Origin of the sequence: Curtobacterium subtropicum (assembly GCF_030362975.1) — a bacterium.
Classification (GTDB): domain Bacteria; phylum Actinomycetota; class Actinomycetes; order Actinomycetales; family Microbacteriaceae; genus Curtobacterium; species Curtobacterium subtropicum.
Map to the genome: position 1 here is coordinate 89,445 of NZ_JAUCMM010000009.1, position 24,981 is coordinate 114,425.

General features: G+C 73.6%; 21 protein-coding genes. 6 read left to right on the plus strand and 15 right to left on the minus strand.

Annotated elements, in window-relative coordinates; genetic code table 11:
- Nucleotides 1-2: 2 nt before the first annotated feature.
- The 9 genes from QUG98_RS12885 to QUG98_RS12925 form a co-directional block, all read right to left on the minus strand.
- On the minus strand, nucleotides 3-2,102 hold the full coding sequence (locus tag QUG98_RS12885) for a glycosyltransferase family 39 protein (protein ID WP_289470923.1): 2,100 nt from the start codon (nucleotides 2,100-2,102) through the stop codon (nucleotides 3-5).
- Nucleotides 2,103-2,179: 77 nt separating this feature from the next.
- Nucleotides 2,180-2,701, minus strand: coding sequence for a helix-turn-helix domain-containing protein (locus tag QUG98_RS12890; protein ID WP_289470924.1), 522 nt, complete (start codon nucleotides 2,699-2,701; stop codon nucleotides 2,180-2,182).
- Nucleotides 2,702-2,783: 82 nt separating this feature from the next.
- A complete protein-coding gene (locus tag QUG98_RS12895) occupies nucleotides 2,784-3,485 on the minus strand; it encodes a response regulator (protein ID WP_289470925.1) in 702 nt (233 codons plus the stop codon).
- Entirely contained in the window at nucleotides 3,482-5,974 is a 2,493-nt protein-coding gene (locus tag QUG98_RS12900; RefSeq protein ID WP_289470926.1) for an ATP-binding protein, read from the minus strand. Before QUG98_RS12900 ends, QUG98_RS12895 begins: the two co-directional genes overlap by 4 nt.
- Nucleotides 5,975-6,087: 113 nt before the next feature.
- A complete protein-coding gene (kdpC, locus tag QUG98_RS12905) occupies nucleotides 6,088-6,693 on the minus strand; it encodes a potassium-transporting ATPase subunit KdpC (protein WP_289470927.1) in 606 nt (201 codons plus the stop codon).
- A 3-nt stretch (nucleotides 6,694-6,696) separates the two neighbouring features.
- Nucleotides 6,697-8,808, minus strand: coding sequence for a potassium-transporting ATPase subunit KdpB (kdpB, locus tag QUG98_RS12910; protein WP_289470928.1), 2,112 nt, complete (start codon nucleotides 8,806-8,808; stop codon nucleotides 6,697-6,699).
- An 11-nt stretch (nucleotides 8,809-8,819) separates the two neighbouring features.
- On the minus strand, nucleotides 8,820-10,511 hold the full coding sequence (kdpA, locus tag QUG98_RS12915; protein ID WP_289470929.1) for a potassium-transporting ATPase subunit KdpA: 1,692 nt from the start codon (nucleotides 10,509-10,511) through the stop codon (nucleotides 8,820-8,822).
- Complete coding sequence (locus QUG98_RS12920) at nucleotides 10,511-10,600, minus strand: potassium-transporting ATPase subunit F (RefSeq protein ID WP_058729515.1); 90 nt, start codon at nucleotides 10,598-10,600, stop codon at nucleotides 10,511-10,513. The genes kdpA and QUG98_RS12920 overlap by 1 nt, the downstream gene beginning before the upstream one ends.
- 231 nt (nucleotides 10,601-10,831) lie before the next feature.
- Entirely contained in the window at nucleotides 10,832-11,779 is a 948-nt protein-coding gene (locus tag QUG98_RS12925) for a helix-turn-helix transcriptional regulator (protein ID WP_289470930.1), read from the minus strand.
- A 62-nt stretch (nucleotides 11,780-11,841) separates the two neighbouring features.
- Here QUG98_RS12925 and QUG98_RS12930 point away from each other — a divergent pair, with 62 nt between their 5' ends.
- Nucleotides 11,842-12,261, plus strand: a complete 420-nt coding sequence (locus QUG98_RS12930; RefSeq protein ID WP_289470932.1) for a VOC family protein — start codon at nucleotides 11,842-11,844, stop codon at nucleotides 12,259-12,261.
- 19 nt (nucleotides 12,262-12,280) lie between these two features.
- On the opposite strand, the gene QUG98_RS12935 is transcribed toward QUG98_RS12930, so the two are convergent.
- Nucleotides 12,281-13,207, minus strand: a complete 927-nt coding sequence (locus tag QUG98_RS12935) for a putative RNA methyltransferase (RefSeq protein ID WP_289470933.1) — start codon at nucleotides 13,205-13,207, stop codon at nucleotides 12,281-12,283.
- A gap of 34 nt (nucleotides 13,208-13,241) precedes the next feature.
- Here QUG98_RS12935 and QUG98_RS12940 point away from each other — a divergent pair, with 34 nt between their 5' ends.
- The 5 genes from QUG98_RS12940 (at nucleotide 13,242) to QUG98_RS12960 (ending at nucleotide 19,919) form a co-directional block, all read left to right on the plus strand.
- Complete coding sequence (locus QUG98_RS12940; protein WP_289470934.1) at nucleotides 13,242-13,997, plus strand: SDR family NAD(P)-dependent oxidoreductase; 756 nt, start codon at nucleotides 13,242-13,244, stop codon at nucleotides 13,995-13,997.
- Between the two features lie 82 nt (nucleotides 13,998-14,079).
- Nucleotides 14,080-14,691, plus strand: coding sequence for a CG0192-related protein (locus tag QUG98_RS12945; RefSeq protein ID WP_289470935.1), 612 nt, complete (start codon nucleotides 14,080-14,082; stop codon nucleotides 14,689-14,691).
- Nucleotides 14,692-14,780: 89 nt separating this feature from the next.
- Complete coding sequence (locus QUG98_RS12950; RefSeq protein WP_289470936.1) at nucleotides 14,781-15,440, plus strand: 4'-phosphopantetheinyl transferase family protein; 660 nt, start codon at nucleotides 14,781-14,783, stop codon at nucleotides 15,438-15,440.
- Between the two features lie 46 nt (nucleotides 15,441-15,486).
- Nucleotides 15,487-18,837: a thioester reductase domain-containing protein gene (locus QUG98_RS12955; RefSeq protein WP_289470937.1), complete on the plus strand. Its 3,351-nt coding sequence runs from the start codon at nucleotides 15,487-15,489 to the stop codon at nucleotides 18,835-18,837.
- Between the two features lie 143 nt (nucleotides 18,838-18,980).
- Nucleotides 18,981-19,919, plus strand: coding sequence for an aldo/keto reductase (locus QUG98_RS12960; protein ID WP_289470939.1), 939 nt, complete (start codon nucleotides 18,981-18,983; stop codon nucleotides 19,917-19,919).
- Nucleotides 19,920-20,031: 112 nt separating this feature from the next.
- Here the strand turns inward: QUG98_RS12960 and QUG98_RS12965 are convergent, their stop codons facing one another.
- From QUG98_RS12965 to QUG98_RS12985, 5 genes are read right to left on the minus strand one after another with little or no spacing between them, the layout of a single operon-like run.
- Nucleotides 20,032-20,235 (minus strand): hypothetical protein, encoded by a 204-nt coding sequence (locus tag QUG98_RS12965; RefSeq protein WP_289470940.1) that lies wholly within the window; start codon nucleotides 20,233-20,235, stop codon nucleotides 20,032-20,034.
- Between the two features lie 57 nt (nucleotides 20,236-20,292).
- Nucleotides 20,293-20,538, minus strand: coding sequence for a hypothetical protein (locus QUG98_RS12970; RefSeq protein ID WP_289470941.1), 246 nt, complete (start codon nucleotides 20,536-20,538; stop codon nucleotides 20,293-20,295).
- Between the two features lie 56 nt (nucleotides 20,539-20,594).
- Entirely contained in the window at nucleotides 20,595-22,298 is a 1,704-nt protein-coding gene (locus tag QUG98_RS12975) for a serine/threonine-protein kinase (RefSeq protein ID WP_289470942.1), read from the minus strand.
- Between the two features lie 10 nt (nucleotides 22,299-22,308).
- Complete coding sequence (locus QUG98_RS12980) at nucleotides 22,309-23,208, minus strand: phosphatase PAP2 family protein (RefSeq protein WP_289470944.1); 900 nt, start codon at nucleotides 23,206-23,208, stop codon at nucleotides 22,309-22,311.
- Nucleotides 23,209-23,260: 52 nt separating this feature from the next.
- Nucleotides 23,261-24,946, minus strand: coding sequence for a bifunctional 3'-5' exonuclease/DNA polymerase (locus tag QUG98_RS12985; protein ID WP_289470945.1), 1,686 nt, complete (start codon nucleotides 24,944-24,946; stop codon nucleotides 23,261-23,263).
- Between the last annotated feature and the right edge of the window lie 35 nt (nucleotides 24,947-24,981).

A 24,981-nucleotide genomic window follows, 5' to 3' on the forward strand; every position in this document is an offset into this window, starting at 1 on the left:
GGTCAGGATGCGGGCGTGAGGTCGTACATCGTCACGCCGTCCACCGTCGTCGCCTCGGAGTGGGCGGCGACCCACTCGGCGATCTGCTCGGCGGCGTCGCTCCCGGTGCTGCTGCCCGCGCCCGACTGCGATGCGCCGCCGATGAACCAGTGCACCTTCCCGGCCGCGACGAGGGCCCGGAACTCCGAGAGGGTCGGCGCGGGGTCGGTGCCGTTGTAGCCGCCGATCGCCATGACCGGGTCGCCGGTGGCGAGCTGGTAGGTCGCGGCGCTGTTCGACCCGACGGTCGCCGCGGCCCACGTGTACTCGTCGGCGTCGACGGACAGCGCGTCGACGACCTCGTCGGACACCTCGGTCGAGCCGCCGAGCAGGTTCGTGCCGCCGCCGGGGGCGTTCCCGCCGCCGGTGCCGCCCGGTGCCCCACCGGTGCCACCCCGACCGGCGGGTGCTGCCTGGCCGCCGGGCGCCGCCTGGCCACCGGGTGCTCCCTGGCCGCCGGGCGCTGCCTGACCGCCGGCACCGCCCTGTCCACCGGGGCCGCCCCGGCCGACGGGCATGCCGCCGCGACCGCCGCCGAACCCGCTCGTCGTGACGCTCGGCCCTGCGGACGGCAGTGCACCGGTGTGCCCGACCGTGGTGGTCTGCACCGAGAACGCCGTCGGCCCGAGCAGCGCCGCGACGAGCACCGTCGCGACGGTCGCTCCGGCGAGGACACGCCCCCGAGGGCGCAGCACGACGAGCGCCGCCCCGACCACGGTCGCAGCGAGCACGACCCAGCGGATCCACGGCTGCCACGACGACGCCTGGGAGAGCAGGACGAACGACCAGGCGCCGGAGACCGCCACGACCGCCGCCGCGACGATGCGCCAGGCGAGCACGGGACGGCGCTGCCAGAGGAGCCCGGCGCCGATGCCGACCAGCCCGGCGATGTACGGCGCGAGCGCCACCGTGTAGTACGGGTGGAAGATCCCGCCCATGAAGCTGAAGACCAGCCCGGTGACGAGCAACGAGCCGCCGAGCACCAGGACGGTCGCGAGCCGCGGGTCACGGCGGCGGCGGACCCCGATCGCGACGAGGGACACGGCGAGCAGCACGAGCGCGGTCGGCAGCAGCCAGGTCACCTGCGTGCCGAACTCCGAGCCGAACAGCCGGGTCAGGCCGGTCGAGCCCCACGACCCCGCTCCGGTCGTCCCGCCCGGCACGACGCTCCCCGTCTCGTCGCCCGTGACCCGCCCGAGGCCGTTGTAGCCGAAGGTGAGCTCGAGGAAGCTGTTCGTCTGCGACCCGCCGACGTACGGTCGCGCCGAGGCCGGCACGAGCTCGACGATCGCGACCCACCACCCGGCGGAGACCACCACGGCGAGCGCCGCTGCGAGCAGGTGCCCGATCCGCCGGAGCACCGGGCGGGGCGAGGCGACGAGGTACACCCCGACCAGGGGCGGCAGCACGAGGAACGCCTGCAGCTGCTTCGTCAGGAACCCGAGCCCGACGAGCACCCCGGCCCAGACCACCCACCGCATCCGCCCGGACTCGATGCCGCGCAGCGTCAGGGCGATCGCCCCGACGGTGAGCAGCACGAGCAGGGCGTCCGGGTTGTCGTAGCGGAACATGAGGGTCGCGACCGGTGTCGTCGCGAGCACGGCCCCCGCCGTCAGGGCGGCATCGGCCGAGAAGCGGCGGCGGACGATCCGGTACAGGACCGCCACCGACGCCACGCCCATCAACGCCTGCGGCACGAGGATCGACCACGAGTTCAGCCCGAACAGCCGGACGGAGATGCCGATCACCCAGAGGAACGCGGGCGGCTTGTCGACCGTGATCGCGTTCGCGGCGTCGGAGGAGCCGTAGAAGAACGCCTCCCAGCTCTGGCTGCCCGCCTGCACGGCCGCCGAGTAGAACGCGTTCGCCCAGCCGTTCACGCCGAGGTTCACGACGTACAGCACGCCGGTGACCAGCAGCAGCCCGAGGAACGCGGGGCGCTCCCACCGCGCGGTGTCCGCACCGCCGCGGACCAGCCCCGCCAGCCGCTCTCGGAGCGCCGGTCGGTCTCGGGTCGGTGGTGGCAGGAGGCGCGGGCGCTCGGCGGGGATCGTGTCGGTCATGCCCCGAGAGTGCGATCCCCACGTGCGCGGATCGTCGGCGCAGCCTTGGACGCCCCTAAGGGACGACCGGCGTCGGCTCAGCGCGCGACACGGACCGGCACGTCGGTCGCCGACGACAGCGGCCAGCGCCGGTCGAGCCGCGCGCCCAGCACGGTGTCGAGCAGGAACCGCCCGACCGGCCGCCGGACCGCCCAGTAGGCCCCGACGAGCAGGAACACCAGTGGGGACCACACGTGCAGGACGAGGAGCAGCACGGTGACGATGCCGAAGACGACGCCGACAGCAGTCGAGAACGACCAGAACCCCGCCACGAACCGGTCGCGTGCGGCCTGCTGCGTCGCCGCCGCCGCGGCAGCGGCCTCGGTCCGCTCGTCGAGTCCGCGGACGCCAGGGTCGAGCTCCGCGGGGTCTTCCTGGGCGAAGAGCTCCCGCACGGGGACCTCGAGCGCCCGGGCGATCGCGGACAGGGTCTCGAGGCTCGCGTCGTTCCCGCCCTCGAGCCGTTGCACGGTCCGGACGGCCACGCCGCTCGCCTCGGCCAGGCGTTCCTGGGTCCAGCCACGCTCGCGTCGGAGGGTGGCGATCCGCATCTCGTTCATGGTGCCGAGCCTAGGAACGACGGGGGCGACAGCACCACGACACGGACACGACGACCACACGCCACCTGCCCGCCACCGCCCGTCACGCCCCGGTCGGGTCGAACCGGTAGCCCATCCCCGACTCGGTCACCAGGTACCGCGGGTGCGACGGCTCCGGCTCGAGCTTCCGCCGCAGCTGCGCCATGTACAGCCGCAGGTAGCCGGAGTCGTTGCCGTGCGTCGGACCCCAGACCTCGGTCAGGAGCATCTCGCGGGTCATCAGCCGACCGGGGTTCGTCACGAGGACCTCGAGCAGCCGCCACTCGGTCGGGGTGAGCCGGATCGTCGGGCCCGTCGACGGCGTGACCTGCTTCGCGACGAGGTCCACGACGAGGTCGCCGATCGTCACCGTCGGCGTCACACCCGCACTCGCCGCGGCCGTGGCCTGCCGCCGACCGAGTGCGCGGAGCCGGGCGAGCAGCTCGTCCATCTGGAAGGGCTTCGTCACGTAGTCGTCCGCCCCGGCGTCGAGCGCGTCGACCTTGTCCGACGAGTCGGTCCGACCGGAGAGCACGAGCACGGGCACCTGCGACCACGCGCGGATGCCCTCGAGCACGCCGATGCCGTCGAGCCGGGGCATGCCGAGGTCGAGCATCACGATGTCCGGGCGCTCGGTGATCACCGCGTCGATCGCGGCCCGGCCGTCCCGCGCGGTGACGACGTCGTACCCGCGGGCGGCGAGGGTGACGGACAGGGCCCGGACGAGCTGTGCGTCGTCGTCGGCGATGAGGACCTTCGTGCTCACTTGACATCCACTCCCAGGTGTCCGGCGATCGGCAGCCGCACGACGACGGTGAGCCCGCCGCCGGGGGTGTCGTCGACCTCGATGGTGCCGCCCATGCCCTCGGTGAAGCCGCGCGCGAGCGCCAGCCCGAGTCCGAGTCCGGTTTCGTTGTCGGTGTCGCCGAGTCGCTGGAAGGGCTGGAACACCTCGCCGCGTCGGTCCTCGGGGATGCCCGGGCCGTGGTCGGCGACGCGCAGCTCGACGCCGCCACCGAAGGCGCTCGCCGCGACGCGGACGCGCGTGCCCTCCGGCGCGTAGCGGCTGGCGTTGGCGAGCAGGTTCACCACGACGCGCTGCAGCAGTCCGTGGTCGGCGAGGACGGGCGGCAGGTCGGCGGGCAGGTCGAGGTCGACGTCGTCCGGGCCGAGTTCGAGCTCGTCGAGCGCGGGGGCGACGACCGTCTCGAGGGCGGTCGGCAGCGGGGTGACGGCGAGGACACCAGCCTGCACGCGGCTGACGTCGAGCAGGTCGGCCAGCAGCACCGCCAGCTGGCGGAGGCTCTCGTCGGCGGTGGTGAGCAGCGCCTCCCGGTCGGCCGGCGAGAGCTCGATGTCGGAGGCGTGCAGGGTCTGGACGGCGGCGGACGCCGCCGCGATCGGTCGGCGCACGTCGTGCCCGACGGCCGCCAGGATGGCGCTCCGGACGCGGTCCGCCGCAGCGATCCGCTCCGCGTCGACCGCGGTGCGGGTGAGGCGCCGGTGTTCGACGGCGGCGTCGAGCTGCTGCTCGACGACGCGCAGCAGCCGGCGCTGGGTCGGGTCGTCGGGGGCGCCGGAGAACTCGAGGACGGCGCCGGACGGGAGGCTCGTGGTCGCGTCCGGCGCGTCGGCGAACGTCCCCGACGTGGCCGGCACCTCGTCGCCCTGACGGATCCGCACGCCGGTGAAGCCGAAGGCCTCGCGGGTCCGGTCGAGCAGCGCCTGCAGGGCGTCGTCGCCGCGGAGCACGCTGCCGGCGATCCCGACCAGGAGCCCGGACTCGGCGGCTGCACGACGTGCCGCGCGGCTGCGACGGGCGGACCGGTCGACCACGAAGCTGACCAGCACGGCACTGATGACGTACATCACGAGCGCCACCAGGTGCCACGGCTGCTGGACGGTGACCATGTAGAGGGGTTGCACGAAGAAGTAGTCGAGGCTCAGCCCGGACAGCACGGCGGTGAAGACGGCCGGCCACATCCCGCCGATCAGCGCGACGACGAGCACGAGCAGCTGGTACGACAGCACGTCCACCGTGATGGCGTCGGGGTCGTTGCCGAACGACAGCAGCCAGGTCAGCAGCGGGCCGAGCAGCAGCGAGACCGCGAACGCGGCGGCGATCCGGCCGCGCGACAGGCTGCCGCCGAGCTTCGGCAGGGCGAAGCCGCCGCCCGCCCGCTCGTGGGTGACGACGTGCACGTCGATGTCACCGGACTCGCGGACGACCGTGTTGCCGATGCCGGGACCGGTGAGCGCGGCGGCGAGGCGGCTGCGGCGGCTGACGCCGATGACGATCTGGGTCGCGTCGACCGACTTCGCGAACCGGACCAGGGTCGACGGCACGTCGTCGCCGACCACCTGGTGGTAGGTCCCGCCGAGTTGTTCGAGCAGGGCGCGCTGCTTGCCGAGCGCTCCCGGGTGCCGCTCGCGCAGCCCGTCGTTCGTCGTGACGTGGACGGCGGCGAGCTCCCCGCCGGCGCTGCGGGCGGCGATGCGGGCGCCGCGGCGCAGCAGGGTCTCGCCCTCCGGGCCGCCGGTCAGCGCGACGAGCACACGCTCCCGGGTCTCCCACCGGTGGTCGATGCCGTGCTCGGCACGGTAGGCCTTGAGTGCGTCGTCGACCTCGTCGGCGAGCCAGAGCAGGGCGATCTCGCGCAGGGCGGTGAGGTTGCCGAGGCGGAAGTAGTTCGACAGTGCCGCGTCGATGCGGGCGGCGGGGTAGACCAGCCCGTCCGAGAGCCGTTCGCGCAGCGATGCCGGGGACAGGTCGACGACCTCGATCTGGTCGGCGGCGCGGACCACGGCGTCCGGGACGGTCTCGCGCTGCACCGTCCCGGTGATCTCGCGGACGACGTCCCCGAGGGACTGCATGTGCTGGATGTTGACCGTCGAGATGACGCTGATGCCTGCGGCGAGGAGCACCTCGACGTCCTGCCAGCGCTTCTCGTTGGGGCTGCCGGGGGCGTTCGTGTGGGCGAGCTCGTCGACGAGGGCGACGTCGGGTGCGCGGGCCACGACCGCGTCGAGGTCCATGTCGTCGAGTGCGACGCCGCGGTGCTCGACGATCCGGCGGGGCACGAGCTCGAGGCCGTCGACCAGCGCGGCCGTGGCGGCTCGCTCGTGGGTCTCGACGACCGCGACGACGACGTCGCGGCCCTCGGCGCGGAGCCGGTGGCCCTCCTCGAGCATCGTGTAGGTCTTGCCGACACCAGGAGCGGCGCCGAGCAGCACCCGGAGTTTCCCGCGCTTCACGTGCTCATCCTCTCGCGCTTCGGTGGGGTGGTGGGCGGGCGGAACCTGGTTCCGGACACCACACCACGAAGTTGCGCGGTGCTGTGTCCGGAACCTGGTTCCGTCGCAAGGGGTCAGCGCGCGGCGGCCAGGGCCAGGTTCAGCTCGAGGACGTTCACGACCGGCTCGCCGAGGAACCCGACCTGCCGCGACTCGGTGTGCTGCTGCACGAGCGCGCGGACGGTGGACTCGGAGAGCCCCCGGGCCTCGGCCACCCGGGACACCTGCTGCAACGCGTACTCCGGGCTGATGTCCGGGTCGAGGCCGGAGCCCGACGCGGTCACCGCATCGGCGGGCACCTCGGCCGCGCTGACCCCGTCGGCCTTCGCCACGGCCGCCCGGCGCTCCTCGATGCTCTTCAACAGGTCGGGGTTGTTCGGACCGAGGTTCGAGCCGGACGAGGCGTTCGCGTCGTACCCCTTCTCGCCCGCGGCGCTCGGACGCGACTGGAACCAGCGGTCGGCCTGGTCCCCCATGAAGGACTGCCCGATGAGGGACGAGCCCACGACCTTGCCGGAGGAGTCGGTGACCATCGATCCGTTCGCCTGGTCGTGGAAGGCGGCCTGGCCGACGCCCCACACCGCGAGCGGGTAGGCGATGCCGAGCACGACGGTGGACAGCAGGGTGAGGCGCACGGCCACACCGGTGGAGCGGAAGAAGGAACGTGATGAGGAAGCCATGGTCTAGAACCCCGGGATGAGACCGACCACGAGGTCGATCGCCTTGATGCCGATGAAGGGGACGATGACGCCGCCGAGCCCGTAGACGAGCAGGTTGCGTCCGAGGACGGACGACGCCGAGGCCGCGCGGTACTTGACGCCGCGCAGCGACAGCGGGATGAGCGCCACGATGACGAGCGCGTTGAACACGACGGCCGACAGGATCGCCGACGACGGGCTGTGCAGCCCCATGATGTTCAGCGCCGCCAGGCCGGGGAACGCCGCCTGGAACATCGCCGGGATGATCGCGAAGTACTTCGCGACGTCGTTGGCGATCGAGAACGTGGTGAGTGCCCCGCGGGTGATGAGCAGCTGCTTGCCGATCCGGACGACGTCGATGAGCTTCGTCGGGTCGGAGTCGAGGTCGACCATGTTGCCGGCCTCCTTCGCAGCGGTGGTGCCGGTGTTCATCGCGACGCCGACGTCGGCCTGCGCCAGGGCGGGGGCGTCGTTCGTGCCGTCACCGGTCATCGCGACGAGGTTGCCGCCCTCCTGTTCCTTGCGGATGTAGGCGAGCTTGTCCTCCGGCGTGGCCTCGGCGAGGAAGTCGTCCACACCGGCCTCGGCCGCGATCGCGGCGGCGGTGCGGGGGTTGTCGCCGGTGATCATCACCGTGCGGATGCCCATCGACCGCAGTTCGGCGAAGCGCTCCGCCATGCCGTCCTTCACGACGTCCTTCAGGTGCACGACGCCGAGCAGGGCGACGGAGCCCGAGGCCGAGCGGCGCCCGACGACGAGCGGTGTCCCGCCCTGGTCGGAGATCTCGGCGACCGCGGTGTCGATCGCCGCGACGACGGCCGCGTCGGTCGATCCCGCCCACGCGAGCACGGCCGCCGCCGCACCCTTGCGGATCTGCGACCCGTCGGCCAGGTCGAGCCCGGACATGCGGGTCTGCGCCGTGAAGGGCACCTCGACCGCGCCCGCCGGGTTGCCCGGCGCGATGCCGTCCTGCTCGGCGAGCGTGACGATGGAACGGCCCTCGGGCGTGCTGTCCGCGGCGCTCGACAACGCGGCGGCCTCCATGAGCTCCGCCTCGGTGATCCCGGGGACGGGCACCACACGCGAGGCCTGACGGTTGCCGTACGTGATCGTTCCGGTCTTGTCGAGCAGCAGCGTCGTGATGTCCCCGGCGGCCTCGACCGCACGGCCGGACATCGCCAGGACGTTGTGCTGCACGAGCCGGTCCATGCCGGCGATGCCGATCGCGGAGAGCAGCGCCCCGATGGTGGTCGGGATGAGGCAGACGAGCAGCGCGATGAGCACCGGCACGCTGACGGTCGCACCGACCAGCCCGGCGATCGGCTGCATCGTCAGGCAGACGATCACGAAGACGATCGACAGCGATGCGAGCAGGATGTTCAGCGCGATCTCGTTCGGCGTCTTCTGCCGTGCGGCGCCCTCGACGAGCCGGATCATCCGGTCGATGAACGTCTCGCCGGGGGTCGAGGTGATGCGGACCACGATGCGGTCGGACAGCACCCGGGTGCCGCCGGTGACGGCGCTGCGGTCGCCGCCGGACTCGCGGATGACGGGCGCCGACTCACCGGTGACCGCCGACTCGTCGACGCTCGCGATGCCCTCGACGACGTCGCCGTCGCCGGGGATCACCTCGCCGGCGACGACCACCACGACGTCCCCCTTGGCGAGGTCCACCGAGGCGACCTCCTCGGTGTCGTTCGACAGCGCGGCGGCGTCGGACGCGTCCCACCGCAGGACCCGGCGGGCGCTGGTGGTGGAGCGGGTCTTCCGCAGGGTGTCGGCCTGGGCCTTGCCCCGGCCCTCGGCGACGGCCTCGGCCAGGTTCGCGAAGACGACGGTCAGCCAGAGCCACACCGCGATCGCGGCGGTGAACACCGACGGCTCGACGAACGCGGTCACGGTGGTGAGCGCGGCGCCGACCTCGACGATGAACATGACGGGGTTGCGCCACATCAGGCGCGGGTCGAGCTTGCGGAGGGCGCCGGGCAGGCCGGCCGCCAGCTGTCGGGGTCCGAAGGCGGACGATCGGGTGACCGGCCGGGAGGCGCTGGTCGCCTCCGCCTCGGCGGTCGCGGTGGTCGTGGTGTCGTGTGTCATCGATGCGGCTTTCATCGTGCGAGCGCTTCGGCGAGGGGGCCCAGGGCGAGGACCGGGAAGTAGGTGAGGGCGGTGACGATCACGGCGACCGCACCGAGCAGGCCGACGAACAGCGGCCGGTGCGTGGGGAGCGTCCCCACGGTGGCGGGCACCTTGTCCTGCGCGGCGAGCGACCCGGCGAGCGCCAGGACGAGCGCGATCGGGACGAACCGGCCGAGCAGCATCACGACGCCGAGCGCGGAGTTCATCCACGTCGTGTTCGCGGTGAGCCCACCGAAGGCGGAGCCGTTGTTGTTCGCGCCCGAGGTGAAGGCGTAGAGGAGCTCGGACAGCCCGTGGTTGCCCGGGTTGAAGATGCTCGTGCCGAGGACCTGCTCGCGGACGCCCGGGATCACCAGGGACAGTCCGGTGCCGAGCAGCACCAGGGTCGGCGTGACGAGGATGTACAGCGCGGCGAAGGTCATCTCGCGCGCACGGATCTTCTTGCCGAGGTACTCCGGCGTCCGTCCGACGAGCAGACCGCCGATGAACACCGTGATCACGGCGAGCACGAGCATGCCGTACAGGCCGGAGCCGACACCGCCGGGGCTGATCTCGCCGAGCATCATGTTGAGGAGCGCCATCATGCCGCCGATCGGCGTGAAGCTGTCGAACATGCCGTTCACCGCACCGGTGGACGTGGCGGTCGAGGTCGTGCCGAAGAGCGTCGTGCCGAGGATGCCGAAGCGCACCTCCTTGCCCTCCATGGCCGCACCGGCAGCCTGCGTGGCGCTGCCGCCGCCGGCGAGCTCGGCGATCGACATCACCGAGAGCGACACGAGGAAGATCGCGCCCATCACGGCGAGGATCGCGTAGCCCTGGCGGTCGTCGCCCACCAGCCGCCCGAAGGTGCGGGGCAGCGAGAACGGGATGACGAGCATGAGGAAGACCTCGACGAGGTTCGTCCACGCCTGCGGGTTCTCGAAGGGGTGCGCCGAGTTCGCGTTGAAGTAGCCGCCACCGTTCGTGCCGAGCTCCTTGATGGCCTCCTGCGACGCGACGAAGCCGTCGGGGATGTGCTGGGTGCCGCCGGCGAGGGTGGTGACGTCGATGCCACTGCCCCACGACTGCACGACACCGCCGGCGACCAGGACGATCGCGAAGACGAAGGCACCGGGCAGCAGGAGCCGACCGGTTCCGCGCACGACGTCGACCCAGACGTTGCCGAGCGTGCCCGACTTCCGTCGTGCGAACCCGCGGACCAGGGCGACGGCGACCGCGAGGCCGACCGCGGCGGACAGGAAGTTCTGCACTGCGAGGCCCGCCATCTGCACGGCGTAGCCCATCGTCGCCTCGGGCGAGTAGGACTGCCAGTTCGTGTTCGACACGAACGACGCGGCGGTGTTGAACGCGAGCGACGGTCCGACGTTCGGCAGCCCGAGGTCGCCGGGCAGGACGACCTGGATGCGCTGGAGCAGGTAGACGAGCAGTACGCCGACGGCGCTGAAGAGCAGCACGCCGCGCAGGTACGCCGGCCAGGACTGCTCGGCGTCGGGGTCGACACCGATCACGCGGTAGACGCCGCGCTCGATGCGGGCGTGCTTCGTCGGCGTGTAGACACGCGCCATCCAGTCACCGACCGGGCGGTGCGCGACCACCAGGAGCAGGACGAGCGTGGCGACCTGGGCGATGCCGGCCCAGGTGTCGGCCGGGGAGCCCGCCATCAGAAGCGCTCCGGGTGGACGAGGGCCCACACGAGGTAGACGACCGATGCGATGCCGAGGACGGCGGCGGCGATGGTGACGACGATCACAGCCGCTCCACCCCCTTGGCGATGAGTGCCACCACGCCGAACACGGCGAGGACACCGGCGACGACGAAGACGTCGAACACGAGGGACTCCGATGAGGTTGCTCGAGGGTCCGACGCCGGACGGCGCGGACCGCACCACGGGTGGTGCGGTACCGATGCTGGATCCGGTGTGGCGCCTCCAGGCCGGTCCTAACGGGTTCCTGACGGCGTCCTGACGGACGCATGCACCGCCCTAACGCACCGCCGCGCGCTCGAGCCGCTCCGCCGATCGGCGCACAGCGGCACGCAGTTCCTCCGGCCCCTCGACCACGAACGGCACCGTCAGCGCGGCGACCGCGCCGGCGAGCCCGTCCCACGACCACGAGCCGAGCGTCAGCCGCCGACGGCCGTCGTCGAGCGCCTCGAGCACGGCGTCCTCGGGCAGGAACGGTGCGACGCGCTCGGCGTCCAGCCCGGTGAGCAGGACGGCCCCGCGGCACGGCCACACGTCCTGTTGGTCGGACCCCTTGAACCGGGACGACACGAACGCCGCAGCGTCCCCACCGGGAACGGGGCGCGGGCTGAACGGGAGCCGCGTCCGCATCCGCGGTGCGATCCGGTCGACCCGGTAGGTGCGCCAGTCGTCGTGCTCGGGGTCCCACGCCAGCAGGTACCACCGGCCGTACCGGGCGACCACCGCGTGCGGCTCGACCCGATGCGGCGTGTCCCGCTCGCCGTACCCGAACCGCAGGACCTCGTGCCGGTGCACGGCCTCGCTGACGGCGACCAGCACGTCCGGGTCGACCCGCGGTCCCGACGACCCGACGACGGCGTCCACCAGGTCGACCCGCTGCCGGAGCCGGTCCGGCATCACCTGCCGGACCGTGGCGAGCGCGCGGACGGCGGACTCGGCGATGTCCGCGCCGGAGGCCGGAGCGACCGCGAGGGCCAGGGCGATCGCCACCGCCTGGTCGTCGTCGAACAGCAGCGGCGGCAGGTCCGATCCGGCGGCCAGGCGGTAGCCACCGGCCGGGCCCCGGACGGAGTCGATGCGGTAGCCGAGGTCGCGGAGCCGGTCGACGTCGCGGCGGAGCGTCCTGGGGCTCACGGTCAGGCGCCCGGCGAGCTCGTCGCCCGTCCACTCTCGGTGCACCTGCAGCAGCGAGAGCAGGGCGAGCATGCGCGAGGACGGTCCGGCCATGTCGTCCATCGTCCGTCGAGAAGCGGTCACGATCTGACCGCAACACCGTCGACACTCGACCCATGAGCATTGAGACCACGACCCACATCAACTTCGACGGACAGGCACGGGAGGCCCTCGACTTCTGGGCATCCGCGTTCGGCGGCACCGTCACCGCCGCCACCTACGGCCAGATGGGCGCATCGCAGGACCCCGCCTGGGCGGACCGCATCGTGTTCGGCCAGGTCACGACCGACGCCGGCTTCCGGATCATGGCGTTCGACGTCTGGCCCGACCAGCCGTACGACCAGGGCGCGAACGCCTTCTACGTGTTCGTGCACGGCGACGACGCCGACGAGGTCACCCGCTACTGGGAGGCCCTGTCCGACGGTGCCGAGGTGCGCCAGCCGCTCGCCCCGTCGCCGTGGGCCCCGCTCGCCGGTCAGCTCCGCGACCGGTTCGGCGTGGTGTGGCAGCTCGACGTGGCGGCACCGCAGGCCTGAACGATCGACGCGCGGACCGTCAGCGCGTGGGCGGTCCGGCGACCGTCCACGTGCTGACCGTCACGGCCGCCGTCACGCTCGTCGGCGCGAACACCCGGTCCGGGTCGACGTGGTGGTGGCTCGGACCCATGTGCACCACGTCGTGCACGTCCTCGGCGGACAGGTCCATCGTCCAGGTCAGGTCCTCGGACGACCGCTGCGTGAAGGTCGGCTCGAGTGAGTCCCGCAGGCGCCGCTCCTTCTCCGGGTCGACGGCGATGGTCGCCTCGGCCAGCTCCGCGAGGTGCCCGGTCCGCGGGGTCACCACGGCGAGCACGCCCGCCGGGTGCAGCACCCGGGCGTACTCCCGCTGGTTGCGCGGGGCGAAGACGTCCAGCACGACGGCCGCCGCGTCGTCGACGACCGGGAGGCGCTCGGTGACGTCCCCGACGACCGCTCCCGCCCGCGGGTGCACGCGTGCCGCACGTCGGATCGCGACCGCGGACAGGTCCAGCGCGACCCCGAGGCGGGCAGTGACGGAACCTGCCGGAGCCGAGCCGGGCCTCCCGTCCGGCGCGGTCGCGTCCGGTGCCGTCGCGTCCAGTGCGGTCCCGTCCGAGGCGCCCGCGACCGGTGCGGTCTCGTCCAGCGCATGCGCCAGGTACGTGCCGGGGCCGGAGCCGACGTCGAGCACGACGCCCGGCGCCCCCGTGGCCACCACGACCGCGGCGAGCGCCCGCTCGACCGGTGCGTAGTGCCCGCGACCGAGGAACCGGATTCGCGCGTCGACCATCTCCGGGGTGTCCGCGGTCAGGGCGCGGCGCTTCGCGGGCAGGAGCGTGAGGTGGCCCTGCTTCGCCTCGTCGAACCGGTGTCCGGTGGCGCACCCGACCTGCCCGCCGTCGACGCGGGCGAGTGGCTCGGCGCAGACGGGGCAGGCGAGCACGGGGAGCAGGTCGTCGCGCACCGTCCCAGCGTACGGGCGTCGGTAGCCTGGCCGGATGGCACTGGAGCAGCTCTTCGGCCTCGACGGTCGTCGTGCACTGGTCACCGGGGGCAGTTCCGGCATCGGGCGGGCGATCGCGCTCGCCCTGGCGGACGCGGGCGCCCACGTGGTGGTCGCGGCGCGCACGCGAGATGCGATCGACGAGACCGTCGCGACGATCACCTCCTACGGCGGGTCCGCCGTCGGAGTCGTCGCGGACCTGTCGACCCGATCGGGAGCCCACGCGCTCGCGGACGCCGTCGGCGAGGTGGACGTCCTCGTCAACTCGGCGGGCATCAACCTGCGGCCGCCGATGCCCGACCTCGACGAGGGCACGTGGGACGCGACGATGGCCGTCAACCTCGACGCACCCTTCGTGCTCGGCCAGCGGCTCGCGCCCGGCATGGCCGCACGGGGGTACGGCCGCATCATCGGCATCAGCTCGCAGCAGGCGCACCGCCCCTTCGCCGCGAGCGGCGCGTACGGGGTGTCGAAGGCCGGCCTGGAGGCACTGGCGCGCTCCCAGGCGGAGGCCTGGTCGGGCAGCGGGGTCACCTCGAACGTCCTGGTCCCCGGTTTCGTGCAGACCGCGCTCAACCGGCGGCTATCCGCCGATCCCGAGCGGGTCGCGGCGCTCGCCGCGCGGACGCTCGTCGGCCGGAACGGCGAGCCGTCGGACTTCGCGGCCGCGGCGGTGTTCCTGGCCGGACCGGGCTCCGCGTACGTCACCGGACAGTCGATCGCGGTCGACGGCGGCTTCTCGGTGCACTGACCGTCGCGCACCGATCCAGCGCACGGAGGTCGATGCGGCGGGCCGACGGCAAGAGTCGAGGTCTGCTCGGTAGCGTCGGCGCATGGCCGTCATCCACCGCGCAGAACTCCGACCGTCCAAGGCCGAGGCCCTCGCCGCCTGGCTGCCCGCGCAGCCGTGGAGCGGGCTCACCGCCGGCGCCACCGTCGAGGTCGTCACCCGCTTCCGGTTCGACGACCCCGAGGGCGAGGTCGGCGTCGAGGAGATCATCGTGCGGACGCCCGAGGGACGGCTCCTGCACACGCCGCTGACCTACCGCGGCGCTCCGCTCGACGGGGCCGCGGCCTGGCTGGTGTGCGAGATGGACCACTCGGTGCTCGGCCGCCGCTGGGTGTACGACGCCGTCGCCGACCCGGTCTACGCCGACGTCCTGCGCCGCGCCATCGCCACCGGCGGGCACGAGGCGGAGCTCGAGCGCGCCGACGGCTCCGGACGGTTCGACAAGGAGGGCACGGCGACGGGCAGCGGCTCGGCGCCCGACTCCCCCACGGTGACGACGGCCTCGGCCACCACGGACGGCACCGAGACGACGGTGCACACCGACCACGGCGACCTCGTCGTGCTGCGGGTGATCGGACTGCCCGTGCCGGACGGCGAGACGCTGACCGCGACGTGGGGCGACCGCTCGGCCGTCGTCGCGGTGCTGCCCGTCTGACGGACCCGCCGCCCGGCCCTTCGTGACACGCCCCGTCCGCAGCGTGCCCCGTTCGGGGGACTCGGAGCTTCCCGGCGTGTGATTGCAATGTGCAACTTCAAGGCGGGACGGACTGGGCGGGGCTGCTCCCTGCCTCGGTGGTCGTCGCCGCCGTCGACCACGACCTGAACGGACCGCTCACCGACGAGGAACGCGCCGCGGTCGCGCACGCCGTCCCGGCACGTCGCGCCGAGTTCCGGACCGGCCGCGTGCTCGCCCGTCGCGCCCTGACGGCGATCGGCACCCCCGCGACCTCGTTGCCCGTGCACCGGAGCGGCGCCCCGCGGTGGCCCGACGGCGTGGTCGGCACGATCACCCACTGCCCCGGCGTGCGCGCCTGCGCGGTCGCCCGGCGCGACGAGCACGCCGGCATCGGCATCGACGCCACCCCGGCATGCGCGCTGCCGTCGGGGGTGCTCCGGCGCATCGCGGACGTCTCGGACGACCGTGTCGCACGGGGTCTCGCCGCGCTCCGCCTATCCGGGGTTGAGAGTCCGGACAGCGTGCTGCTGGCTGCAGCCGAGGCCGTCGCGAAGGCCCGCACGGCCGCGCACGACGGCTGGTTCGGCATCGACGGTGCCCACGTCGAGCTGCGCCCGGACGGGAGCTTCGCGGCAGGGGCACGACGCGGACCCGCGTTCGCGGCGGCCGGGCGGTGGGCAGTGGACCGGGGGACGGCGAGGGCGGGCATCGTGCTCGCCGCGCGCTGAGACGCGGCGCGCGGGGGCGCGCCGGACGAACGAGGAAGGAACCACCATGGTGCATCAGGACGAGGACACCTCCGTCGAGGCGGTGTTCGACCGGTACGCCGACCGACCGGCGCTCCGACAGCGGGACGGCGACGTCGTCACCGACACGAGCTTCCGGGAGCTCCGGGACCGTGCGCGGGCCCTCGCGGCGGTGCTCGGCGAGACCGTGACCCCGGGCGACCGGATCGCGGTCCTCGGTCCCCCGAGTGCCGACGTCGTGACGCTCGAGCTCGCGTGCTCGCTGCTCGGCGCGGTGAGCGTGCCGCTGCAGTCCAGCGCGCCCGTCGAGCAGCTCCGTGCGATCGTCGACGAGACGACGCCGGTGTGGCTGGGCGTCACCGCCGACCAGACCGCGACCGCGCAGGCCGTCACCGAGGCCGCTGCCGCCGAGGTCCGCACCCTCCTGCTCGACACGGACGGCACGGCAGCGCTGCCGACGCTCGCCGACCTCGTGGCGCGCGGCCGGGCCATGCCGCAGCCGACCCCGTGGCGAGCGGCTCCCGACGAGGACCCGCTCGCCCTGCTGCTCTACACGTCCGGCAGCACCGGCACCCCGAAGGGCGCGATGTACACGCGGTCGATGGTCGAGCGGCTCTGGCACGCGCTGCCCCCGGACCACCCCGACGCGGTGACCGTCGGCTACGCCTACCTGCCGCTCAGCCACCTGACCGGGCGCGCGGCGCTGCTCGCCACGCTCGGTCGCGGCGGCACCGTGGCGCTCGCGACCTCGACCGACCTGTCGGCCCTGTTCGAGGACCTGCGGGTCTACGCACCGACCGAGCTCGTCCTCGTCCCGCGGATCGCCGAGATGGTCCGGCAGGAGGGCGCCCGCGAGGAACAGCGCCGGCTCGCAGCCGGCGCCGTCGGAACGGCCGGAGCCGTCGGAGCGGCCGGGGCCACCGACGTCGCCGCCGTCCGTGCGCAGGTGCAGGACGACCTCCGCACGCGCGCCTTCGGTGGACGCATCGCGCAGGCCGTCTGCGCCAGCGCGCCGCTCACCCCCGAGCTCCGGACGTACCTCGAGGAGTGCCTCGGCATCCCGCTGCACGACCTGTACGGCTCGACCGAGGCGGGCAGCATCCTGCGCGACGGCGTGGTGCAGCAGCCGCCGGTCACCGAGCACAAGCTCGTCGACGTCCCCGAGCTCGGCTACCGCACCACCGACCGACCGCTCCCGCGCGGCGAGCTGCTCGTGAAGAGCACCGCCGTGATCCCCGGGTACTTCCGCCGCCCGGACGTCACCGCCGCGGTGTTCGACGAGGACGGGTTCTACCGCACCGGCGACGTGATGGCGCAGACCGGTCCGGACACGTACGAGTACCTGGACCGCCGGAACAACGTCATCAAGCTCTCGCAGGGCGAGTTCGTCGCGGTCTCGGCCCTCGAGGCGACCTACGGCGGGACACCGGAGGTCCGGCAGATCGCCCTGCACGGGGACAGCCGGCACGCCTTCCTCGTCGCCGTCGTCGTCCCCACCGACCCGGAGGCGACCGAGGGCGACCTGCTCGCCGCCCTGCAGCGCACCGCCCGGGCGCAGGGGCTCGCACCGTACGAAGTACCCCGCGCCCTCGTCGTCGAACCGGACCCCTTCACGGTCGACAACGGCATGCTCTCCGACGCCCGGAAGCTCCTCCGTCCCCGGGTCACCGCCCGGTACGGGGACCGGTTCGCCGCGCTGTACGACGCGGTCGCCGAGCAGCAGAGCGGCACCCTCGTCGCGACGCTCCGCGAGCACGTCGGCGACGAACCGACCGTCGACACTGTCGTCCGTGCCGCCCGTGACCTGCTCGGCGCCGAGGTCAGCACGGAGTCCGCGTCGGCCGCCCGGTTCTCGGACCTCGGCGGTGACTCGCTGTCGGCGCTGACGTTCTCCGGGGTCCTCGAGGACGTGTTCGAGACCGAGGTACCCGTCGGCGTGATCACCGACCCGACGAACGACCTCGCCGCGGTGGCCGCGTACGTCGACCGCTCGGCCGCCGACGACCGCCCGACGGTCGCCCGCGTGCACGGCGCCGACCCGACGGTCCTGCGGGCGTCCGACCTGCGGGTGGACCGCCTGCTCGGCGAGGTCCCCACCCCGGTCGCACGCGCCCCCCGTGACCCGTCCGCGCCGCCCCGCACCGTCCTGCTCACCGGCGCAAACGGCTACCTCGGTCGCTTCACCGCGATGGACTGGCTCGAACGGCTCGCACCGGTCGGCGGCACGCTGGTGTGCGTCGTGCGCGGCTCGGACGACGCCGCTGCCCGTCGTCGACTGGACGCCGCATTCGCGGCCGATCCTGCGTTCGCCGACCGGTTCGCCGAGCTCTCGGGCTCGCTCGACGTGGTCGCCGGCGACGTCAGCGAGCACCTGCTCGGCCTCGGTGAACCGCGGTGGCGCGAGCTCGCCGCCCGGGTGGACCTCGTCGCGCACGCCGCCGCCCTGGTGAACCACGTCCTGCCGTACCCCGCGCTGTTCGGCCCGAACGTCGTCGGCACCGCCGAGGTCGTCCGTCTCGCGATCGCCGCCGGCAGCGTCCCCGTCACCTTCGTGTCGAGCGTCGCGGTCGCCGGCGGAGCCCGTCCGAGCGCGACCGAGGACGTCGCCCCCGACGCCCCCGCCGCACTCGACGAGCGGGCGGACATCCGGACGACGATCCCCGAGTGGACGATCGCCGACGAGTACGCGAACGGCTACGGCGCGAGCAAGTGGGCCAGCGAGGTGCTGCTCCGTGAGGCGCACGACGAGCACGGGGTCCCGGTCGCGGTGTTCCGTTCCGACATGGTCCTGGCGCACCCGCGCTGGCGCGGCCAGGTGAACCTGCCCGACGTGTTCACCCGCCTGGTCTGGAGCGTGCTCGCGACCGGCCTCGCGCCCGCGACCTTCGTGCAGCGGACCCCGGACGGCCGGGTGCAGCGCTCGCACTACGACGGCCTGCCCGCCGACTTCACGGCGGCGGCGATCGACGCGATCGGAGCATCGGTGGTCGAGGGCCACCGGACGTTCAACGTCGTGAACCCGCACGACGACGGCGTCTCACTCGACACCTTCGTCGACTGGCTGGTCGAGGACGGGCACGCGATCGAGCGCGTCGAGGACCACGCCGAGTGGGTCGACCGGTTCCGGTCGGCGCTCGAGGCGCTACCGGACGAGGACCGCGCGCGATCCGTGCTCCCGCTGCTGCACGCGTTCGCGGTGCCGGAGACCCCGCACGCGGGGTCCGCGATCCCGGCCGACGCGTTCGCGGCGGCCGTGCGGGCGGTGCGTCCGCTCGGGGCACCGGCGATCCCGTCGCTCGACCACGCGCTCATCACGAAGGTGGCGGACGACCTGACGTTCCTCGGTCTGCTCCGGCCGACCGCGACGCCCGCGCGCTGACCACCGGACGGGAGGCGCGGGGCCGGCCGGCACCGCGCCTCCCGTCCGTCACCCGGTCACGTCGAGCGCCGCTGCCGGACCGGTCCCGACGGGCACCGGCAGGGCCTGTCTGCGCACGGTGACCTGCTGGCAGGATCGAGCGCGTGAAGACACTGGAGTTGCCACAGACCGACCTCACCGCGTCCGACGTCGTCGTCGGCCTCATGCGGATCAACGACATGAGCGACGAGGACATCCGCGAGCTGTACACGGCCTCGCGCGACGCGGGCGTCACGATGTTCGACCACGCTGCCGTGTACGGCGTCTGGCACGGGTGCGAGCAGCGCTTCGGCTCGGCCGTCACCCTGTCGTCGTCCGAGCGCGACGCGATCCAGCTGCAGACCAAGGTCGGCATCCGCCCGACGCCGAACGGGGCGTACTTCGACTTCTCGTACGAGCACATCATCGAGTCCGTGCACGAGTCGCTGGAGGCACTGCAGACCGACTACGTCGACGTGCTGCTCCTGCACCGTCCCGATGCGCTCGTCGAGCCGGACGAGGTCGCCCGCGCCTTCGACGAGCTGCACGCCGCCGGCAAGGTGCACCACTTCGGGGTGTCGAACCACACCCCGGGTCAGGTCGAACTGCTCAAGAAGTCCGTGCGGCAGCCGCTCGCGTTCAACCAGGTGCAGCTGAGCATCACGCACGCCAACGTCATCACCCAGGGACTGACGGCGAACATGGCCGGACTCGACCAGTCGATCGACCGCGACAACGACATCCTCAACCACGCGCGCCTGCACGACGTGACGCTGCAGGCGTGGTCGCCGTTCCAGAAGGGCTTCTTCGACGGCGTCTTCCTCGGCGACCGCGAGCAGTACGCCGAGCTGAACGACGTGCTCGAGGAGCTGGCGTCGGCGCACGGGGTGACCCCGACCGGCATCGCGGTGGCGTGGATCACGCGGCACCCGGCGCACTTCCAGGTCGTCCTCGGCACGACGAACCCGCAGCGCGTGCGGGACTCGGCCGCGGGTTCCGACGTCGAGCTGTCCCGCGAGGAGTGGTACCGCGTCCTGACGGCGGCGGGGCACACCGTCCCCTGACCCGGCCCCGGCCGCGGGGCACCGCCCGTGCCTGACTCACGCACGTCGCGGCCTGACTGCGCGGGACTCGGCTGGATCGGCTCGGCTCGGCTCGGCTCAGCTCGGGCCGCGGTCAGCCGTCGGTGGTCGGGGCGCTCGGCACGCGGACCTCGGCGGGCGACACCCGGGTCGGGTCGGCAGACGCACCCCCGACCACGTCGAACGAGATGCCCAGCTCGGCGGCCGTCTCCTCGTCGAGCTCGAGCCCGTCCTCGCTGGCCTGGTCCTCTGGGATGGCGCGACCCTGCGACGGGTCCCACGCGTTCGCGAACGACATGCGCACGAGCATGCCGCCCTCGGCTGGCAGCGAGGTGTCAGGTGTCGACGGTGTTCGTCAGAGGTCGTCGGCGTGCAGGCGGTCGCCCGCCTGCGGCCGGCGGAAGACCGGACCACCGCCGGCCTCGTCCTCGTCCTCGTGCGAGACCGGCGAGGTGCTCGGGTCGACCGAGTCAGGGCCGACGTCGGCACCCCGGTCCTCCTCGACCTCGCGTTCGGTCTCGGTCTGGTCGTCGTGCGGGACGCCGTCGACGGGGAGGTCGGCGCCGGGCTGCTGCGGATCGAACGGTGTGCTCATCGACATGCGTCGAGCGTGCTCTCCGCCGGTGGACGACAGGTGGACGCTGTCCGCCCGCCGCGTCAGCCGCGCCCGGGCCCCTTCCCGGGGTCACCGGTGAGCGTCCCGACCGTCGTGTCCAGTGTCGTGTCCGCGGCACCGGCACCCTTGCCCTTGCCGCTGTTGCTCCCGGGCCCGTTGCCGTTGCTGCCCGCTCCGCCCTGGGGTGCCTCGACCGGGTTCGACGCGGGACCGCCCGGCTGCGGCCCGACGCTCGGGTCGTCGGCGGGCTGGCTGGGCTCCTGCGCGGGCTCGCTCGGTTGCTGGTCCTGGCTGGGTTCCTGCGCCGGCTCGCTCGGCTCCTGCGCGGGCTCGCTCGGCTGCTGCTCCTGGCTCGGCTGCTGCTCCGGCTCGCTCGTCTGCTCGTCCGTCGAGGTCGACGGCTCGCTCGACCCGGTGGGCGCAGGCGTCGGATCGTCCCGTCCGCCCAGTGCGAAGAGCGCGACGCCGATGCCGGCCAGCACGAGGAGTCCGACGACCACCGCGGCGATGATCCCCGCCCGTCGCCGCTTCGGTTCGTCCGCGCCCGCACCACCGCGCCCGGGAGCACCCGGCGCACCACCGGCACCACGCGCCGCGGCACCGCCCACCGCAGCACCACCGCCGGCAGCGGCCGCGGTGCCCGATCCACCGGTACCGCGCTGGGCACCGAGGACCGTCGTCGCGACGTCGTCCTGTGCGCCGGGTCGGTCGTACGCCCGGGTCGGAGCGTCGGCGCCGGCGGTGGTCGGCATCGCCCTGGTCGCCTGGTCCCCGTCCGCAGCACCGGGCATCGCCCGCGTCGCCTGGTCGCCGTCCGCGGCGTCCGGACCGCCGGCGCCGAGTGCGGCACCCGCCAGACCGGCAGCCGCGCCGGCCGCACCACCGGCGGCACGGGTCAGGGTGCCGGGACCGCCGGGCAACAGCTGCGTGGCCGGAGCAGTGCCGTCCCGTTCGAGTGCGCGGAGGCGTCGGGCCGCCTCGGCCGCGGTGGGCCGCTCGGACGGGTCCTGCGCCGTCATGACGTGCAGGAGCGTCCGCCAGGCGGTGGGCAGGTGCTGGTCGATCTCCGGACCACGCGTGAGTCTCGCGGTCGCGGACTCCACCGCGCTCCCGGGGAACGGTCGCTCACCGGTCAGGCACTGCAGCAGGACGAGCCCGAGGGCGTAGACGTCGGCCTGGCCGGTGACCTCGCGACCGAGGACCTGCTCCGGGGAGATGTACGCAGCGGTGCCGATGACGGTCCCCGTGCCGGTCACCCGGGCGGCGTCCCGGAGCAGGGCGATGCCGAAGTCGGCGAGCTTGACGTGCTCGCCGTCGCTCTCCAGCAGGACGTTCGCGGGCTTCACGTCACGGTGCACGATCCCCTGCGCGTGCACGGCGGCGAGCCCCTCGGCGACCTGGGCACCCATGCGGGCGGTCGTCGTGGTGTCGAGCGGACCCTCGCGCAGCCGGGTGTCGAGGTCGCTGCCCGGGACGAGCTCCATGACGAGGTACGAGTCGCCGTTGCCGTCATCGAGCGCGGCGTCGTAGAGCGTGACGAGCGAGGGGCTGCGGAGCGCGGCGAGGGTGTGCATCTCCGCCTCGGCCCGGGAACGTTCCCCGTGGTCGACGGCACCGATCCGGAAGACCTTGACGGCGACCTCGCGACCGAGTTGCTCGTCGACGGCGCGGTAGACCGAGGCCATGCCGCCGTGTCCGAGCGTGCCGGTGACGCGGTACCTGCCGCCGAAGACCCGTTCTTCCATGCGGGTGAACCTACCGTGGCGACCTGACCGGGCGTGCCGGTCCCCCGCCGCGGCGGACGGGTTCGGCGCCCCGGTGCAGGGCGGTCAGGTAGAGCCGGTGGGCCGTGATCACCAGGGCCAGCCAGGCCAGGCCGAGGGCCCACGCCGCGAGCACGTCCGTCGTCCAGTGGTGCCCGAGGAAGATCCGCGAGACGCCGATCGACAGCACGAAGAGCGTCCCGACGACGATCGTCCACACGCGGGTCACCGTGCGGGACTGCCGCAGGATGAGCAGGTACACGATCGTGCCGACGACGACCGTGGCGTTGAGCGTGTGCCCGGACGGGAAGGACGGCGAGTGCTCGTACGGCGGCACCGCGTCGGACAGCGGTGGGCGGGCACGGCCGATCAGGTCCTTGCCCGCGATCGTCATGAGGAGCGAGCCGCCGCTCGCCGCCACGAGCAGCACCAGCGGGGTCCAGGCCCGGCGCTGCACCGTGAGACCGACGAGGAACGCGACGGCGACGATCGGCATCCCGATCGTCCCGGCGATGTCGGTCCACCACGTCACCGCCCGGTCCGCGAACGGCGAGCGCAGGGTGAGCATCCAGTCGAGCACCGGACGGTCGAGCACGGCGACGTCGTCGGACTCCCGGACCGCGTCGTACACCTCGGACGCCGCCCAGGTCGCGGTCACCGCGATGCCGATGCCGACCAGGAGCGTCAGCACGAGGAGCGGGAGCGCCCCGTAGCGTCGGCCGAGCGCGGCCCAGGCCTCGGCGACCGCGTGCCCGACACGCGATCGCCACGAGGTGAGGTCGACCTCGCCGACGTGGCGGTCCGCGTCGACGGCGGAGCGCTCGTCCCGGTCGACCCGAGCGGCGGCCGCCCCGAGCGGGTCGGTCGGGTTCCCGTGGTCGGCGCGCTGCATCGTCCCACCCTGCCCGTCCGACGCTGCGAGCGCACGGCACGGGGAGCCGGTGTCAGTCCTTCGCGGAGCCGTAGTCGCGCACGGTGGACACGCTCAGCGGGAACACCACCGGGAAGTCCCGGAAGAGCAGCCGCCCGGCGTCGACCGCGGCCGCCCGGACCTGCTCGGCGACGAACGCCGCGTGCTCGACCGGTGTGTGCACCACGATCTCGTCGTGCACGAAGAACACCAGGTGCGGGCCGGCCGTCAGCGGACCGGGGAACCGCGTCGCGAGCCGGGTGCGGAGCGACCCCATCCACGCCAGCGCCCACTCGGCCGCCGTGCCCTGCACCACGAAGTTCCGCGTGAACCGCCCCCAGCTGCGCGCTCGTCCCTCGACCGCCCGCTGCTGCGCCGGGGTGCCGTCCACCGACCACGCGCGGTTCCGGGCGACGAACCAGGCCTCGTCGGGCACCGGCGACGTCCGGCCGAGCAGCGTCGTCACCGGCTCGCCGCGCTCCCCGGCGCGGGCGGCGCGGTCGACGAGACCGAGTGCCGCGGGGAACGCCCTGGCGAGCCTCGGGACGAGCCGGCCGGCGTCCCCCTGCGTGGCGCCGTACATCGCCCCGAGCATCGCACCCTTGGCCTGCTGCCGGGTCTCCACCGCCCCCGAGGCCACCACGCCGTCGTAGAGGTCCCGTCCGTCGCCCGCGGTCGCCATGGCCCGGTCGCCGGCCATCGCCGCGAGCACGCGCGGCTCGAGCTGCGCCGCGTCCGCCACCACGAAGGCCCACCCCTCGTCGGCGACGACCGCGCTGCGGACGGTCTTCGGCAGCTGCATCGCGCCACCACCGTCGGCCGCCCACCGCCCGGTGACGACCCCGCCGACGACGTACTTCGGGTGGAACCGCCCGTCCTGCACCCACTCGTCGAGCCAGGCCCACCCGTTCGCCGTGAGCAGGCGGGAGCGCTTCTTGTACTCGAGCAGCGGCGCGATGACCGGGTGCTCGAGCTCCTGCAGCTCCCACTTCCGCGTCGACGACACCATGAGTCCCGCCGCTCGGAGCGCCCGCAGGACGTCGGCGGGCGAGTCCGGGTTCAGACCGGGGTCGCCGAGGTGCGTGCGGATCTCCGCCGCGAGGTCCTCGAGCCGACGCGGCCGCACCCCTGCGGGCACCCGGGGTCCGAGCTCCTGTTCGAGCAGTCGCTCGTGCACGTCGGCGCGCCAGGGCAGGCCTGCGTGCAGGATCTCGGCCGCGACGAGCGCCCCGGCGGACTCCGCCGTCGTCAGGAGGCGGAGGGCCCCCGGGGTCGTCGACGTGGCGATCGCGTCGAGCTGCAGCCGGAACTCGGCGACCGGATCGGCCGCGTCGTCGGCCGGCCCGACGGCGAAGAGCGCGTCGTCGAAGAGCCGGGCCTGCGTGGGACGGGTGGGACGGGCCTCCTGGCCGGCTGCATCCCACGTGTCGACGGGAGCCGCTGCGAGGACGGTCCCCCGTGCGGCGAGCGCGCCCCGCAGGATGCGGCGGCAGAGTCGGAGGTCGACGCAGCGGCCGACGCGTCCGCCGGCCGCCAGGACGGCCGGGTACCAGCGTGTGGTGTCGTCCCAGACCCAGCGCACGTCGGGCGCGTCGTGCGCGGCGACGAAGGCCGGGAGGCCCGGCTCGTCCAGGCGCGTCGGCTCGCCGGCCGGCTCCCCCGCGTCGGTCAGGGGCGTCGCGGTGACGCCGCCAACGACGCGGTGGAGGACGAGGTGCACCCGACGATCATCCCCCGGACCACCATCCCCACCTG

What these genes read in the sequence shown, in the direction of transcription:
- QUG98_RS12890 (WP_289470924.1), bottom strand. Translation starts at nt 2,701, where the DNA reads ATGAACGAGATGCGGATCGCCACCCTCCGACGCGAGCGTGGCTGGACC.
- QUG98_RS12930 (WP_289470932.1), top strand. Translation starts at nt 11,842, where the DNA reads ATGAGCATTGAGACCACGACCCACATCAACTTCGACGGACAGGCACGG.
- kdpC (WP_289470927.1), bottom strand. Translation starts at nt 6,693, where the DNA reads ATGGCTTCCTCATCACGTTCCTTCTTCCGCTCCACCGGTGTGGCCGTG.
- QUG98_RS12925 (WP_289470930.1), bottom strand. Translation starts at nt 11,779, where the DNA reads ATGGCCGGACCGTCCTCGCGCATGCTCGCCCTGCTCTCGCTGCTGCAG.
- QUG98_RS12945 (WP_289470935.1), top strand. Translation starts at nt 14,080, where the DNA reads ATGGCCGTCATCCACCGCGCAGAACTCCGACCGTCCAAGGCCGAGGCC.
- QUG98_RS12885 (WP_289470923.1), bottom strand. Translation starts at nt 2,102, where the DNA reads ATGACCGACACGATCCCCGCCGAGCGCCCGCGCCTCCTGCCACCACCG.
- kdpA (WP_289470929.1), bottom strand. Translation starts at nt 10,511, where the DNA reads ATGGCGGGCTCCCCGGCCGACACCTGGGCCGGCATCGCCCAGGTCGCC.
- QUG98_RS12980 (WP_289470944.1), bottom strand. Translation starts at nt 23,208, where the DNA reads ATGCAGCGCGCCGACCACGGGAACCCGACCGACCCGCTCGGGGCGGCC.
- QUG98_RS12940 (WP_289470934.1), top strand. Translation starts at nt 13,242, where the DNA reads ATGGCACTGGAGCAGCTCTTCGGCCTCGACGGTCGTCGTGCACTGGTC.
- kdpB (WP_289470928.1), bottom strand. Translation starts at nt 8,808, where the DNA reads ATGACACACGACACCACGACCACCGCGACCGCCGAGGCGGAGGCGACC.
- QUG98_RS12965 (WP_289470940.1), bottom strand. Translation starts at nt 20,235, where the DNA reads ATGTCGTTCGCGAACGCGTGGGACCCGTCGCAGGGTCGCGCCATCCCA.
- QUG98_RS12975 (WP_289470942.1), bottom strand. Translation starts at nt 22,298, where the DNA reads ATGGAAGAACGGGTCTTCGGCGGCAGGTACCGCGTCACCGGCACGCTC.
- QUG98_RS12955 (WP_289470937.1), top strand. Translation starts at nt 15,487, where the DNA reads ATGGTGCATCAGGACGAGGACACCTCCGTCGAGGCGGTGTTCGACCGG.
- QUG98_RS12970 (WP_289470941.1), bottom strand. Translation starts at nt 20,538, where the DNA reads ATGTCGATGAGCACACCGTTCGATCCGCAGCAGCCCGGCGCCGACCTC.